9 protein-coding genes are annotated in these 14942 nt (G+C 66.9%); all 9 read left to right on the top strand.

Going from position 1 to position 14942, the window contains the following annotated elements:
* Positions 1 to 5 precede the first annotated feature (5 nt).
* A complete protein-coding gene (gene atpA, locus E0W60_RS27360; RefSeq protein ID WP_133097850.1) occupies positions 6 to 1547 on the top strand; it encodes a F0F1 ATP synthase subunit alpha in 1542 nt (513 codons plus the stop codon).
* 76 nt (positions 1548 to 1623) lie between these two features.
* A complete protein-coding gene (gene atpG, locus E0W60_RS27355; protein WP_133097849.1) occupies positions 1624 to 2499 on the top strand; it encodes a F0F1 ATP synthase subunit gamma in 876 nt (291 codons plus the stop codon).
* 33 nt (positions 2500 to 2532) lie between these two features.
* Positions 2533 to 3936, top strand: a complete 1404-nt coding sequence (gene atpD / locus E0W60_RS27350) for a F0F1 ATP synthase subunit beta (RefSeq protein ID WP_135706140.1) — start codon at positions 2533 to 2535, stop codon at positions 3934 to 3936.
* Positions 3937 to 4032: 96 nt separating this feature from the next.
* Positions 4033 to 4449, top strand: coding sequence for a F0F1 ATP synthase subunit epsilon (locus E0W60_RS27345; protein WP_135706139.1), 417 nt, complete (start codon positions 4033 to 4035; stop codon positions 4447 to 4449).
* Positions 4450 to 5216: 767 nt separating this feature from the next.
* A complete protein-coding gene (locus E0W60_RS27340) occupies positions 5217 to 5657 on the top strand; it encodes a CoA-binding protein (protein ID WP_135706138.1) in 441 nt (146 codons plus the stop codon).
* Positions 5658 to 5723: 66 nt separating this feature from the next.
* Entirely contained in the window at positions 5724 to 6674 is a 951-nt protein-coding gene (locus tag E0W60_RS27335; RefSeq protein WP_135706137.1) for an alpha/beta hydrolase, read from the top strand.
* An 80-nt stretch (positions 6675 to 6754) separates the two neighbouring features.
* Entirely contained in the window at positions 6755 to 7852 is a 1098-nt protein-coding gene (hemE, locus tag E0W60_RS27330) for a uroporphyrinogen decarboxylase (RefSeq protein ID WP_135706136.1), read from the top strand.
* 521 nt (positions 7853 to 8373) lie between these two features.
* The gene (locus E0W60_RS27325; protein ID WP_135706135.1) at positions 8374 to 10671 is read left to right on the top strand and encodes a primosomal protein N'; all 2298 of its coding nucleotides are present in this window, start codon (positions 8374 to 8376) and stop codon (positions 10669 to 10671) included.
* Positions 10672 to 10862: 191 nt separating this feature from the next.
* Entirely contained in the window at positions 10863 to 14840 is a 3978-nt protein-coding gene (gene putA / locus E0W60_RS27320; protein ID WP_133097843.1) for a trifunctional transcriptional regulator/proline dehydrogenase/L-glutamate gamma-semialdehyde dehydrogenase, read from the top strand.
* The last annotated feature ends 102 nt before the right edge of the window (positions 14841 to 14942 follow it).

Raw genomic sequence — 14942 nt, 5'->3', positions numbered from 1 at the left:
TTGTGATGCAACTGAACCCCTCAGAAATCAGCGAGCTGATCAAGACCCGCATCTCGGGTCTTGGCGCCGAAGCTGAAGTGCGCAACACCGGCACGGTGATTTCCGTGACCGACGGTATCTGCCGCGTGCATGGCCTGTCCGGCGTGATGCAGGGCGAGATGCTGGAATTCCCCGGCAACACCTTCGGCCTCGCGCTGAACCTCGAGCGCGACTCGGTCGGCGCCGTGGTGCTGGGCGACTACGAACACATTTCCGAAGGCGACACGGTCAAGTGCACCGGCCGCATTCTGGAAGTGCCCGTTGGCAAGGAACTGCTGGGCCGCGTGGTGAACACGCTGGGCCAGCCGATCGACGGCAAGGGCCCGATCAACGCGAAGCAAACCGACGTGATCGAAAAGGTCGCGCCGGGCGTGATCGCGCGTCAGTCGGTGAGCCAGCCGGTGCAGACCGGCCTGAAGTCGATCGACTCGATGGTGCCGATCGGCCGTGGCCAGCGCGAGCTGATCATTGGCGACCGCCAGACCGGCAAGACCGCCGTTGCCGTGGACGCGATCATCAACCAGAAGGGCAAGGGCATGTACTGCGTGTACGTCGCCATTGGCCAGAAGGCTTCGACCATTGCCAACGTGGTGCGCAAGCTGGAAGAGCACGGCGCGATGGAATACACCGTCGTCGTGGCTGCTGCCGCTTCGGACTCGGCCGCCATGCAGTACCTGGCTGCCTACGCCGGCTGCACGATGGGCGAATACTTCCGCGACCGCGGTGAAGACGCGCTGATCGTTTATGACGACCTGACCAAGCAAGCCTGGGCCTACCGCCAGGTGTCGCTGCTGCTGCGCCGCCCGCCGGGCCGCGAAGCCTACCCGGGCGACGTGTTCTACCTGCACTCGCGTCTGCTGGAGCGTGCTGCCCGCGTGAACGAAGACTACGTCGAGAAGTTCACCGACGGCGCCGTCAAGGGCAAGACCGGTTCGCTGACCGCGCTGCCGATCATCGAAACGCAGGCTGGCGACGTGTCCGCGTTCGTGCCGACCAACGTGATCTCGATCACGGACGGCCAGATCTTCCTGGAAACCGACCTGTTCAACGCCGGTATCCGTCCCGCCATCAACGCCGGTATCTCGGTGTCGCGCGTGGGTGGTGCAGCACAGACCAAGGTGGTGAAGGGCCTGTCCGGCGGTATCCGTACCGACCTGGCCCAGTACCGTGAACTGGCTGCGTTCGCGCAGTTTGCTTCGGACCTGGACGATGCGACCCGCAAGCAGCTCGAGCGCGGCCGCCGCGTGACCGAACTGCTGAAGCAGGCGCAATACCAGCCGCAGCAAGTGTGGCAGCTGGCCGCTTCGCTGTTCGCCGCCAACAACGGCTTCCTCGACAATGTGGAAGTGAAGGACATCCTGCCGTTCGAGAAGGGCCTGCACGACCATCTGAAGACCAAGTACGCTGACCTCGTCAACCGCATCGAAGAGACCAAGCAGCTCTCGAAGGAAGATGAACCCGCCCTGCGTGCCGCCGTCGAGGATTTCAAGAAGTCCGCCGCGTTCTAACCACCGCGTGATTCCACGACATCCCTGCCGCGCCTGAGTAGTCAGGCGCGGCAGGGACTCGGACGGAGAGGAAGATATGGCCGGAACGAAAGAAATTCGAACCAAGATCAAGAGCGTGCAAAACACGCGCAAGATCACCAAGGCGATGGAAATGGTCGCCGCATCCAAGATGCGCAAGGCGCAGGAACGGATGCGCAATGCCCGCCCCTATGCCGAGAAAGTGCGCAACATCGCGGCGCACCTGGCTTCTGCCAACCCCGAGTTCAAGCACCCGTTCATGCAAGAGCGCGAAGTGAAGCGCGTCGGCATGATCGTGGTCACGACCGACAAGGGGCTGTGCGGCGGCCTGAACACGAACGTGCTGCGTGCGGTGACCAACGAGCTGAAGAGCCTGCAGGGTCGAGGCGTGGATGTGCAAGCCACTGCCATCGGCAGCAAGGGCATGCAATTCCTGAGCCGCATCGGCGCCAAGGTGGCCTCGAATGTGGTGCAGCTCGGCGACACCCCGCACCTGGAAAAGCTGATCGGCGCGATCAAGGTCCAGCTCGACGCATTCACCAACGGTGAAGTCGACGCGGTGTACCTGGCGTACACCAAGTTCATCAACACGATGAAGCAGGAACCGATGGTTGAGCAGCTTTTGCCGCTCGCCGCCGACAAGCTTTCGCAGACGGAAGAAGAGAAGCGCGCCTACTCGTGGGACTACATCTACGAGCCTGACGCGCAGACCGTGGTGGAAGAGCTGTTGGTCCGCTACGTCGAGGCGCTGGTGTACCAGGCCGTGGCCGAGAACATGGCGTCCGAGCAGTCGGCGCGCATGGTGGCCATGAAGGCAGCATCCGACAACGCGAAGAACGTGATCGGCGAACTGCAGCTGGACTACAACAAGACCCGGCAGGCAGCGATCACCAAGGAACTGTCGGAGATCGTCAGCGGCGCGGCAGCGGTCTGAGGCGTCAAGAATTCAAGCTATCGGAGATACGAAATGAGTATCGGAAATATTGTGCAGTGCATCGGCGCCGTGGTGGACATCGAGTTCCCGCGCGACGCGATGCCGAAGGTGTACGACGCGCTGGTGCTGGAAGACAGCGGCGAAACGTCGTTCGCCGAAAAGGGCCTGACGTTCGAAGTCCAGCAGCAGCTGGGCGATGGCGTGGTGCGTACCATTGCCCTCGGTTCGTCGGACGGCCTGCGCCGCGGCATGCCGGTGAAGAACACCGAAGCGCCGATCTCGGTGCCGGTGGGTCAGGGTACCCTGGGCCGCATCATGGACGTGCTGGGTCGCCCCATTGACGAAGCTGGCCCGATCGCTTCGGACGAGCGCCGCGCGATTCACCAGAAGGCACCGAAGTTCGACGAACTGTCGCCTTCGACCGACCTGCTCGAAACCGGCATCAAGGTGATCGACCTGATCTGCCCGTTCGCAAAGGGCGGCAAGGTGGGCCTGTTCGGTGGTGCTGGCGTGGGCAAGACCGTCAACATGATGGAGCTCATCAACAACATCGCCAAGCAGCACAGCGGTCTGTCGGTGTTCGCCGGCGTGGGCGAGCGTACCCGTGAAGGGAACGACTTCTACCACGAAATGAAGGAATCCAACGTGCTCGACAAGGTGGCCATGGTGTTCGGCCAGATGAACGAGCCGCCGGGCAACCGTCTGCGCGTGGCACTTTCGGGCCTGACCATGGCCGAGAAGTTCCGCGACGAGGGCCGCGACATCCTGTTCTTCGTCGACAACATCTACCGCTACACGCTGGCCGGTACCGAAGTGTCGGCACTGCTGGGCCGTATGCCTTCCGCCGTGGGCTACCAGCCGACGCTGGCTGAAGAAATGGGCAAGCTGCAGGAGCGCATCACCTCGACCAAGACTGGCTCGATCACCTCGATCCAGGCCGTGTACGTGCCTGCGGATGACTTGACCGACCCGTCGCCGGCAACCACCTTCCTGCACCTGGACTCGACCCTGGTGCTGTCGCGTGACATCGCCGCTCTCGGTATCTACCCCGCCGTCGATCCGCTCGACTCGACCTCGCGCCAGATGGACCCGCAGGTTGTGGGCCAGGAGCACTACAGCGTCGCGCGCGCCGTGCAGCAGACCCTGCAGCGCTACAAGGAACTGCGCGACATCATCGCGATTCTGGGCATGGACGAACTGTCGCCGGAAGACAAGATGGCCGTGAACCGCGCGCGCAAGATCCAGCGTTTCCTGTCGCAGCCGTTCCACGTGGCCGAAGTGTTCACGGGTTCGCCGGGCAAGTACGTGCCGCTGAAGGAAACCATCCGTGGTTTCAAGATGCTGGTGGACGGCGAGTGCGATCACCTGCCCGAGCAGGCGTTCTACATGGTCGGCTCGATCGACGAAGCCTTCGAGAAGGCCAAGAAGCTCCAGTAAGCCTTGTTTCGATGCCCCCGCGCCTGCGGGGGCGGCGGGGCATCGCGCCAAGCGGTGCAGCCGCCAGAAGCGAAGCGATTGGAGAAAGGATCAGATATGGCAACCATTCTTGTAGACGTCGTCAGCGCGGAAGCGTCGATCTTCTCCGGCCAGGCGAAGTTCGTGGCGCTGCCGGGCGAGTCGGGTGAGCTGGGCATCCTGCCGGGCCACACGCCGCTGATCACGCGCATCCAGCCGGGTGCGGTGCGCATCGAGAAGGAAGACGGCAGCGAAGAGTTCGTGTTCGTTGCCGGCGGCATTCTCGAAGTGCAGCCCAAGCACGTCACCGTGCTGGCCGACACCGCTATCCGCGGTGGCGACCTGGACGAAGCCAAGGCCCAGGAAGCCAAGCGCGCGGCCGAAGAGCTGATGCAGAACCGGAGCAGCGACCTCGACCTGGCACGTGCCCAGAGCGAGCTCGCCGTGGCGGCTGCGCAGCTGGCTGCCATTGCCCGCCTGCGTCGTAAGAAGTAACTGCTTCGGTAGTACTGTCGCGTTGTTGTTTTTTCGATGCGACATTTAAAAAAGGCAGCCGCGAGGCTGCCTTTTTTGTGGGCACAGCGATATGCTTTCGTCCTGCCTGGACAAAAAAAAGCGCGCGGGCCGGGGAGGCTCCGCGCGGACGGGAAAATCCCTTCGAGGGGTCAATTCGAAGGAACGGGTTCGGTCCAGGTGACAATCAAGGCGCATCGGATACCTGGTATCCGCAACAGGCTGCAAAGGCCACGCGCTAAAACGGTCTTCCTGGTGTTCCGGTCCAGCGGCAATTTTGCTGGATCGGAAAATCGGGTTGCTGCAAGAAACGCTACAAAAAGGCTTTCTTCACCACGCCCCTTTAGGTCTGCACAGCAATCTTTGCTGGGGCGCCGCACCCCGGACAGCGGGTGTGTCAATGCATTGTGGGGGAAACTCCCCGGCATGGCAGTAACAAAATGTATCGTTTTGCAAGAAGTTGAAAGCCGCTGGCACCAATACCCGCCGTGCGCGCCACTTTTGTGCAAGTTACGACCACGTTTGCCGTTGTAACGTGCCGATAGCGTATCATTCCCGGCTTGTTTTTCGTGTTCGCTCTCGCACCATGTCCATGTGGCGATTCGCGGTTACGATTTGATACGTCCCCAGCGCTGGCCCGCCTCGGGCCGACGGAAGCCGGACAGTTATCCCCGGTTATCCTGCAGTTGTTCAGCCGTTATCCCAAGACTTATCCCGCAGTTATTCACAGTTTCACAGCCGGAGCCGCAATGCACCCAGAGATGCAGCCAGCGATACATGCCATGCTGGCGATGAAGACCGTGGCCGTGGTCGGCCTGTCGGACCGGCTGGAGCGCCCCAGCAATGAGGTGGCGGAATTCCTGCAGGGTCACGGCTTCCGTATCGTGCCGGTGAATCCACGCCACGCCGGCGAGCGCATCCTTGGCGAAACCTGTCACGCCAGTCTGCAGCAGGCCGCCGAGGCGATGGCCGCCAGCGGCGTGCGCATCGAGTGGGTCGACATCTTCCGCCGTGCCGAGGATACCCCCGCGGTGGTCGATGACGCCATCGCCATCGGCGCGCGCGGGGTCTGGCTGCAGCTTGGCATCGTCAACGATGAAGCCGTGCGCCGCGCCACCGCCGCGGGACTGCTGGCGGTCCAGGACTGCTGCAGCAAGATCGAATTGACGCGCGCACTGGCGCCGCGCTAGGTTGCCCAAGTTGCGCTCAGCCGCGCCGGCACTGGCCCGTTTTCGTTTTTACAAGCCCTCGCAACCATGGCCATCGATCCCGAACTGACCGCCTACTATCGCCGCCTGGCCGAGCGCTATGCCGGCGCGCCCGTGCCTGCCGACGCCGCCGCGCGCCGTACCCGCTTCGCCGAGATCGCCGCGGCTTCGCAGCTGCCGGACCCCGAGGGCATCGCCGTGCGGGACCTGCAGATCCCGCTGGCGGGCCGCACCCTTGACGCGCGCCTGTTCCAGCCGCAAGGCGAGGCCCGGCCGCGGCTGATCGTGTACTTCCATGGGGGCGGCTGGGTCATCGGCTCGCCCCAGACCCACCATACCGTGGCGGCATTGCTCGCCGCGGATACCGGTTGCGCGGTGGTCAGCGTCGACTACCGGCTGGCGCCCGAGCATCCATTCCCCGCGCCTTGCGAAGACGCCATGGAAGCGGTGGCGTGGCTGGCGGGCCAGCGCGAGGCGCTGGGCCTGGCACCAGCCTTCCTGGCGCTGGCCGGCGACAGCGCGGGTGGCCATCTGGCGGCGCAGGCCGCACAGCAGCTTAACGGCGGCAACGCGGTGCGGGTCGACGCCCAACTGCTGATCTACCCCGTCGCGGCGCCGGTACTGGCCACGGAAAGCTATCGGGCCTTTGCCGACGGTCCCGGCCTGACGCGCGACGAAATGGCATGGTTCTGGACCCAGTTCATCGGCGCCGGGGCTCTTGCGGAAGGAGCGGCGCATGCCGACCCGCGCGTGCACCTGATGGCCGCAGCGCCGGTTCGGCCGCCCGCGACGGTGATCGTGGTCGCGGCCCACGACGTGTTGCGCGACGATGGTCTGGCCTACGCCGACTTCCTGGTGCGCCACGACGCCGCGGTGATCACCATCGAGGCCAGTGGCATGGTCCATGGCTTCGCGCGGCTGCAGCCGGAAGCCCAGCGTGCGCGCGAATGGATGCGGCGTGCCGCCGATGCCTTCCGCGACCTGCTCGACGACGCCTGAGCGTGGCCGCAGCGCATCGGGCCCATACCCTGAAGCGCCGGCACGCCTCGCCCATCCCTTAGAATGGCGGTCTTACGAGGATGACCATGACCGCACTGCAGAACGATACCTTCCTGCGCGCGCTGCGCCGCCAGCCCACCGAATACACGCCGCTGTGGCTGATGCGCCAGGCAGGCCGCTACCTGCCCGAGTACAACGCCACGCGCGCGCGCGCCGGCAGCTTCCTCGGGCTGGCCAAGAACCCGGCCTACGCCACCGAGGTGACCCTGCAGCCGTTGGACCGCTATCCGCTGGACGCGGCCATCCTGTTCTCCGACATCCTGACCGTGCCCGATGCCATGGGCCTCGGCCTCTCGTTCGCCCAGGGCGAAGGCCCGCGCTTCGCGCATCCGCTGCGCTCCGAAGCCGACGTGCAGAAGCTGGCCGTACCCGACATGTCCTCGTTGCAATACGTGTTCGACGCGGTCAGCGAGATCCGCCGCGCGCTGGTGCAGGACGGCCGCCAGCGCGTGCCGCTGATCGGCTTCTCGGGCAGCCCGTGGACGCTGGCGTGCTACATGGTCGAAGGCGGCGGCTCGGACGACTTCCGCACGGTCAAGGCGATGATGTATGGCCGCCCGGACCTGATGCACCGCATCCTCGAAATCAACGCGCAGGCCGTCTCTGCATACCTGAACGCCCAGATCGACGCGGGCGCGCAGGCCGTGATGATCTTCGACACCTGGGGCGGCGTGCTCGCCGACGGCATGTACCAGGCGTTCTCGCTGGCCTATATGCGCCGCGTGCTTGCCGGACTGAAGCGCGAGCACGCCGGCGAGCAGGTGCCGGCGATCGTCTTTACCAAGGGCGGCGGACTGTGGCTGGAAGCGCTGGCCGATACCGGTGCCGACGCGATCGGGCTGGACTGGACCGTCAACCTGGCCGAGGCGCGCCGCCGTACCGGCGGGCGCGTGGCCCTGCAGGGCAATATCGACCCCACCGTGCTGTTCGCGCCCGAAGCGGCGATCCGCGAGCAGGTGCGTGGCGTGCTGGACAGCTACGCCGCGGGCGGCGGCAGCGATGGCCACGTGTTCAACCTCGGCCACGGCATCTCGCAGTTCACGCCGCCCGAGCATGTCACCGTGCTGGTCGACGAAGTGCATGCCTACAGCCGCAAGCTGCGCGCCGCGCAGAAGTGACCCGCGTGATATACGCCGCGGCCATTGGGCTCGCGGCGCCCCGCGCTGCAGCGAAACGCGCCGGCGCGTACCCGGTGATGCGGGAGCCGCGCCGTTACGCCTGTCAAGTTAACTTTTTCGCCAGCATTCGCCAAAAAGGTGCTCGGAGTTGATTCTCGGGGCTTGACTTATGCACACCGATAGGTTTGCCGCAGTGCAAGGGAGGGTAATGCCTTAACCTATCCGGGGGATGTTTGCAAGGTCTTGATTTTTAAGGCTTTGGAAGATTTGCAAAGCGTGGGCCGATGCCAGTGGATCCCTTGATTTCCGGGCCTTCCGGGCGCTCCCGAGCGACTTTTCAACAAAGTTATCCACAGGGGCGATGGAATTAGTGGAAAACCAGTCATCTATCATCGACTTAGGGCCACATTTGAAGTTTTACTTTAAGTTGATGTTGCGCCGCACACAAAAACGCCTGCGGCCGCCGTGCTGCCGCCCAAAGCACAGCGATCGTGCGACTGGCGTGCACCAGGTCGGGTCCGATGGCGGACGATAGCGGCGCCAACGCCATATTGCGGGGCGACCCGGCCATCGCCCTGCCGATCGTCCGTGTCGCGCTGGATACACCCGCCGACGATTGCTTCGACTACCTGGCGACGCCCGAGGTCGCGACCGGCGACCTCGTCGTGGTGCCATTTGGCCGTCGCAGCCTGGTTGGCGTAGCCGTGGAGCGCGCTGCCACCTCCGATGTGCCGCCCGACCGGCTGCGCCCGGTGGCGCAGCGCCTGGACTGGATGCCGCCGTTGCCGCCCGACTGGATCGCGCTGGCCGCGTTTGCGGCGCGATATTACCAGCGCCGCCTGGGCGAGGTCATGCTCCCTGCGCTGCCGCCGGCGTTGCGTGAAGCCGACAGTTGGCCGGGCCTGGCACAGCGTGCCCGCACCGACGAATATCGCCTGCTGCCCGGGCATGTGGATAACTTGCTGGCCGCCGTGCCGCCGCGCGCCCGCAGCGTGCGGGCGCTGGCTCAGGCGCTCGCCGAACGCGCGGCCGTCGGCACGCCAATGGCGCTGGCCGATGCGCGCGCGCTGTGCGCGGCGGCACCGGCCCGGCTGGCCGAATGGCAGGCCGCCGGCTGGGTCGAAGCCGATCGCACCGCGCGGCTGCTGCTGCCGACCGCGCCGATGCAGGCGCCGTCCGCGGCCCCTGCCTTGCATGACGAGCAGCGCGCCGCGGTACAGGCGATCGCCGAAGCGCAGGGTTTCTCCCCGTTCCTGCTGCACGGCGTTACCGGCAGCGGCAAGACCGAGGTCTACCTGCACGCCATGCAGGCCGTGCTGGAGCGCGACCCGCACTCCCAGGTGCTGATGCTGGTTCCAGAGATCAACCTGACACCGCAGTTGCAGATGCGCATCGCCGCGCGTTTCCCGCACCTGCCGCTGGCGGTGCTGCACAGCGGCCTGGCCGACCAGGAGCGCAGCCTGCAGTGGCTGGCCGCGCATCGCGGCGAGGCCCGGATCGTGCTGGGCACGCGCATGGCCGTGATGGCGTCGCTGCCGGCACTGGCACTGATCGTGGTCGATGAGGAGCACGATACCTCCTACAAGCAGCAGGAAGGGCTGCGCTACTCGGCTCGCGACCTGGCGGTGTGGCGGGCCAAGCAGCGCGGCATCGCCGTCGTGCTGGGTTCGGCCACGCCGTCGATGGAAACCTGGTGGCGGGCGGGGCAGGGCACTTACCGCAAGCTGGTGCTGCGCGAGCGCGCCCAGGCGGATGCCGCGTTGCCAACCGTGCGGCTGGTCGACCTGAACCATGAGCGGCAGCGCCAGCGCGCGCTGTTCGAAGGCCTGTCGGTGCCGCTGCTGGAAGCGATCGACGCCCGCCTGGCGCGCGGCGAGCAGAGCCTGCTGTTCCTGAATCGCCGCGGCTACGCGCCGGTGATTGCCTGCGACAGCTGCGGCTGGTTGTCCGGCTGCCCGCGCTGCTCGGCGTACCTGGTGCTGCACCGGCCCGAGCGGCGCCTGCGCTGCCACCACTGCGGGCTGGAGGCCCCGGTGCCGCACCACTGCCCGGATTGCGGCAATGTCGATATTGCGCCGCTCGGCCGCGGCACCCAGCGCATCGAGGAAGCGCTGGCGGCACGCTTCCCGCAGGCGCGCATCGCCCGCATCGACGCCGACTCGACCCGGCGCAAGGGCAGCGCGCAGGCGATGTTCGATGAAGTCCACGCCGGCGAAGTCGACATCCTGGTGGGCACCCAGATGGTCGCGAAGGGCCATGACTTCCAGCGCGTGACGCTGGTCGGCATCGTGCACCCGGACGCCGCCATGTTCAGCCACGATTTCCGCGCCGCCGAGCACCTGTTCGCGTCGCTGATGCAGGTGGCGGGGCGCGCCGGGCGCGCCGGGCTGCCGGGCGAGGTGCTGATCCAGACCCGCTACCCGGATACCCCGGCATTGCAGGCGCTGACGCGCCATGACTATGATGGATTCGCGGCCAGCCAGTTGCGAGAGCGGCGCCAGGCCGGGTTGCCCCCGTTCTGCTTCCAGGTGCTGGTCACCGCGGAGCACGGCGAGCTGGAGCGGGCGCTGCAGTTCCTGCAGGCAGCGCGGCGGCACGCCGATTCGTGCCGGTTGGCGGCCGAGGTGCAACTGCACGACCCGGTGCCCATGTCGATGGTGCGCATCGCCAACCGCGAGCGCGCCCAGATGCTGGTCGAGGCGACATCAAGGCCGGCGCTGCAACGGTTCATGGCTGAGTGGGTACAGACTTTCGCAGAGGTAGGAACGGAGGTGAAAGGGGTGCGCTGGCAGCTGGAAATCGACCCGCTCCGGATTTGAAGCAACAGCGGCGGGCTGCGCAGGTGCAACCCATTTTTCAGGGTTAACGCTAGGGTTGCACAAGGTTGCACCTTGAGGTTTTTCGGGAGTAAGATCGCGCCAGCTCACAGGCTGCGGCCGGTCGTGCGTCCATGCCTGCGGCATCGGCGCGGCGGTACCGGCGGCGCCCCAGTTTTCGGAGAACTGCCCGCATGGCCACCACCACTCTCGGCGTCAAGCTCGACGACGCCTCGCGCGATCGCCTCAAGCGTGTCGCCCAATCCATCGACCGCACGCCGCACTGGCTGATCAAGCAGGCCATCTTCACTTACCTGGAGCAGGTCGAGCGCGGGCACCTGCCGCACGAGACCAGCGCCGCCGGCTCGGCCGACTCCGATGGTTCCGACGCCCCCGACCTGGTCGCCGCCGACGGCGCGCCGCAGCCGTTCCTGGAATTCGCGCAGAGCATCCAGCCCCAGTCGGTGCTGCGTGCCGCCATCACCTCAGCCTACCGTCGTCCCGAGACCGACTGCGTGCCGGTGCTGCTGGAGCAGGCACGCCTGCCGCAGCAGCAGGCCGAGGCAGCCATCAAGATGGCCAAGAAGCTGGCCACCGCGCTGCGCGAACAGAAGGTTGGAACTGGCCGCGAAGGCTTGGTGCAGGGCCTGATCCAGGAATTCTCGCTGTCGTCGCAGGAGGGCGTGGCGCTGATGTGCCTGGCCGAGGCGCTGCTGCGCATTCCCGACAAGGCCACCCGCGATGCGCTGATCCGCGACAAGATCAGCGGCGCCAACTGGCAGTCGCACCTGGGCCAGAGCCCGTCGCTGTTCGTCAACGCCGCCACATGGGGCCTGCTGCTGACCGGCAAGCTGGTCGCCACGCATACCGAATCGGGCCTGACCAAGGCGCTCACGCGCATCATCGGCAAGGGCGGCGAGCCGCTGATCCGCAAGGGCGTGGACATGGCGATGCGCCTGATGGGCGAGCAGTTCGTCACCGGCGAGACCATTTCCGAGGCGCTCGCCAACGCGCGCAAGTACGAGGCGCAGGGGTTCCGCTACTCCTACGACATGCTAGGGGAAGCGGCCATGACCGAGGACGATGCCGCGCGCTACCTGGCTTCGTACGAGCAGGCCATCCATGCCATCGGCCAGGCTTCGCGCGGTCGTGGCATCTATGAAGGCCCGGGCATCTCGATCAAGCTGTCGGCGCTGCATCCGCGCTACAGCCGCGCCCAGCACGAGCGCGTGATCGGCGAGCTGTACGAGCGCCTGAAGTCGCTGACGCTGCTGGCCCGCCAGTACGACATCGGCATCAATATCGATGCCGAGGAAGCCGACCGGCTGGAGATCTCGCTCGACCTGCTCGAACGCCTGTGCTTCGAGCCCGAGCTGGCCGGCTGGAACGGCATCGGCTTCGTGGTGCAGGGCTACCAGAAGCGCTGCCCGTTCGTGATCGACTACCTGATCGACCTGGCCCGCCGCAGCCGCCACCGCCTGATGATCCGCCTGGTCAAGGGCGCCTACTGGGACAGCGAGATCAAGCGCGGCCAGGTGGAAGGACTGGAGGGCTACCCGGTCTACACGCGCAAGGTCTACACCGATGTGTCGTATGTCGCCTGCGCGCGCAAGCTGCTGTCGGTGCCGGACGCGATCTATCCACAGTTCGCGACGCACAACGCGCACACGCTGTCGGCCATCTACCAGATCGCCGGCCACAGCTACTACCCCGGCCAGTACGAGTTCCAGTGCCTGCACGGCATGGGCGAGCCGCTGTACGACCAGGTGGTCGGCCCGACCGCCGACGGCAAGTTCAACCGCCCATGCCGGATATACGCGCCGGTCGGCACGCATGAGACGCTGCTGGCCTACCTGGTGCGCCGCCTGCTGGAGAACGGCGCCAACACCTCGTTCGTAAACCGCATCGCCGACGACACCATCTCGCTGGACGAGCTGGTGGCCGATCCGGTTGCCGTGGTCGAGGCCATGCACCGTGACGAAGGTACGCTGGGCCTGCCGCATCCGCGCATCCCGTCGCCGCGTACGCTGTACGGCAAGAGCCGTCCCAACTCGGCCGGCATCGACCTGGCCAACGAACACCGGCTGGCGTCGCTGTCGTCGGCGCTGCTGGCGGGCACCAGTGAGCGCCAGGTTGCCGAGCCGATGCTGGGCGCGGAGGTGCCGCGCGCGGCCGACGCCATCACCACGCCCGTGCTGAACCCCGCCGACCACCGCGACGTGGTCGGCCAGGTCACCGAAGCCAGCCAGGCCGACGTCGACGCCGCGCTGCAGGCAGCCGTCAATGCCGCGCCGATCTGGCAGGCGACGCCGCCGGACGTGCGCGCCGCCGCGCTGGAGCGCGCCGCCGACCTGATGGAAGCGCAGATGCAGTCGCTGATGGGCATCATCATGCGCGAGGCCGGCAAGACCTTCTCCAACGCCATCGCCGAAGTGCGCGAGGCGGTGGACTTCCTGCGCTACTACGCCGCCGAGATCCGCCGCGGCTTTGACAACGAGACTCACCGCCCGCTGGGCCCGGTGGTGTGCATCAGCCCGTGGAACTTTCCGCTGGCGATCTTCACCGGCCAGGTCGCCGCGGCGCTGGCCGCAGGCAACCCGGTGCTGGCCAAGCCCGCCGAGCAGACCCCGCTGATCGCCGCCGCCGCGGTGAAGCTGCTGCGCGAGGCCGGCGTGCCGGCCGGCGCGGTGCAGCTGCTGCCGGGCCGCGGCGAGACCGTCGGCGCCGCGCTGGTGGGCGATGCCCGCGTCAAGGGCGTGATGTTCACCGGCTCGACCGAGGTCGCACGCATCCTGCAACGCAATGTCGCCGGCCGTCTCGACGCCGCCGGCCGCCCGATCCCGCTGATCGCCGAGACCGGCGGCCAGAACGCGATGATCGTCGACTCCTCGGCGCTGGCCGAGCAGGTGGTCGGAGACGTGGTCAACTCGGCCTTCGACTCGGCCGGCCAGCGCTGCTCGGCGCTGCGCGTGCTGTGCCTGCAGGAGGACGTGGCCGACCGCGTGCTGGAAATGCTCAAGGGCGCGATGCAGGAACTGACCATGGCCAACCCGGATCGCCTGTCGACCGACGTCGGCCCGGTGATCGACGAAGAGGCGCGCGCCAACATCGTGCGCCATATCGACGCCATGCGTGCCAAGGGCCGCCGCGTCCACCAGGCCGATCCCAATGCCGCGCAGGGCGCCAGCTGCCGCAACGGCACCTTCGTGCCGCCGACGCTGATCGAGCTGGACAGCATCGAGGAACTGAAGCGCGAGGTGTTCGGCCCGGTGCTGCACGTGGTGCGCTTCCCGCGCGCGGCGCTCGACACCATGGTCAGCCAGATCAACGGCACCAACTACGGCCTGACGCTGGGCATCCATACCCGCATCGACGAGACCATCTCGTTTATCGTCAGCCGCGCCCATGTGGGCAACCTGTACGTGAACCGCAATATCGTCGGTGCCGTGGTCGGCGTGCAGCCGTTCGGCGGCGAGGCGCTGTCGGGCACCGGTCCCAAGGCGGGCGGCCCGCTGTACCTGCACCGGCTGCTGTCCGTGTGTCCGCAGGACGCGGTGGCACGCAGCGTACGCGCGGCCGACGTGACCAACCACGCCGAGGCGGTCGGCCCGGACGATGAAGCCGTGCGCGCCGCCGAAGCCTTCCGCAACTGGGCCGGCACCGAGCTGCCCGCGGTCGCCGACGCCTGCGCGCGATTTGCCGAGGCATCGCCGTCGGGCCTGGCGGTGACCCTGGCCGGCCCCACCGGCGAGCGCAACACCTACACGCTGCTGCCGCGCGAACACGTGCTGTGCCTGGCCGCGCAGGAGGCCGACCTGGCGCTGCAGCTGGGCGCCGTGCTGACCGTCGGCGCGCGCGCCGTATGGCCGGAAACCCCCGTTGCGCGGGGGCTGTTTGCGCGCCTGCCTAAGGGCGTACAATCGCGCGTCCGCATGGTGGCTGACTGGACCGCCGCGGACATCGCCATCGACGCGGTGCTGCACCACGGCGACTCCGACCAGCTGCGCACGGTGTGCGAGCAGGTGGCGGCGCGCCCGGGGCCGATCATCGGCGTGCAGGGGCTGGCGCAGGGCGAGCCGACCGTCGCGCTCGACCGCCTGCTGATCGAGCGCTCACTGTCGGTCAACACCGCTGCCGCGGGCGGCAATGCAAGTTTGATGACGATCGGCTGAGGCATTCTCGGACGACGCGTCTTGTCGAAGCGCGCACCGGTGGCGGCGATCCTGCCCCGGCGCGCATACCAAGGAGGGCGCGGCACTGCCAGGCCGCGCCCA

Source organism: Cupriavidus oxalaticus (assembly GCF_004768545.1).
GTDB classification, from domain to species: domain Bacteria; phylum Pseudomonadota; class Gammaproteobacteria; order Burkholderiales; family Burkholderiaceae; genus Cupriavidus; species Cupriavidus oxalaticus_A.
This window is presented reverse-complemented; position numbering and strand designations above follow the sequence as displayed.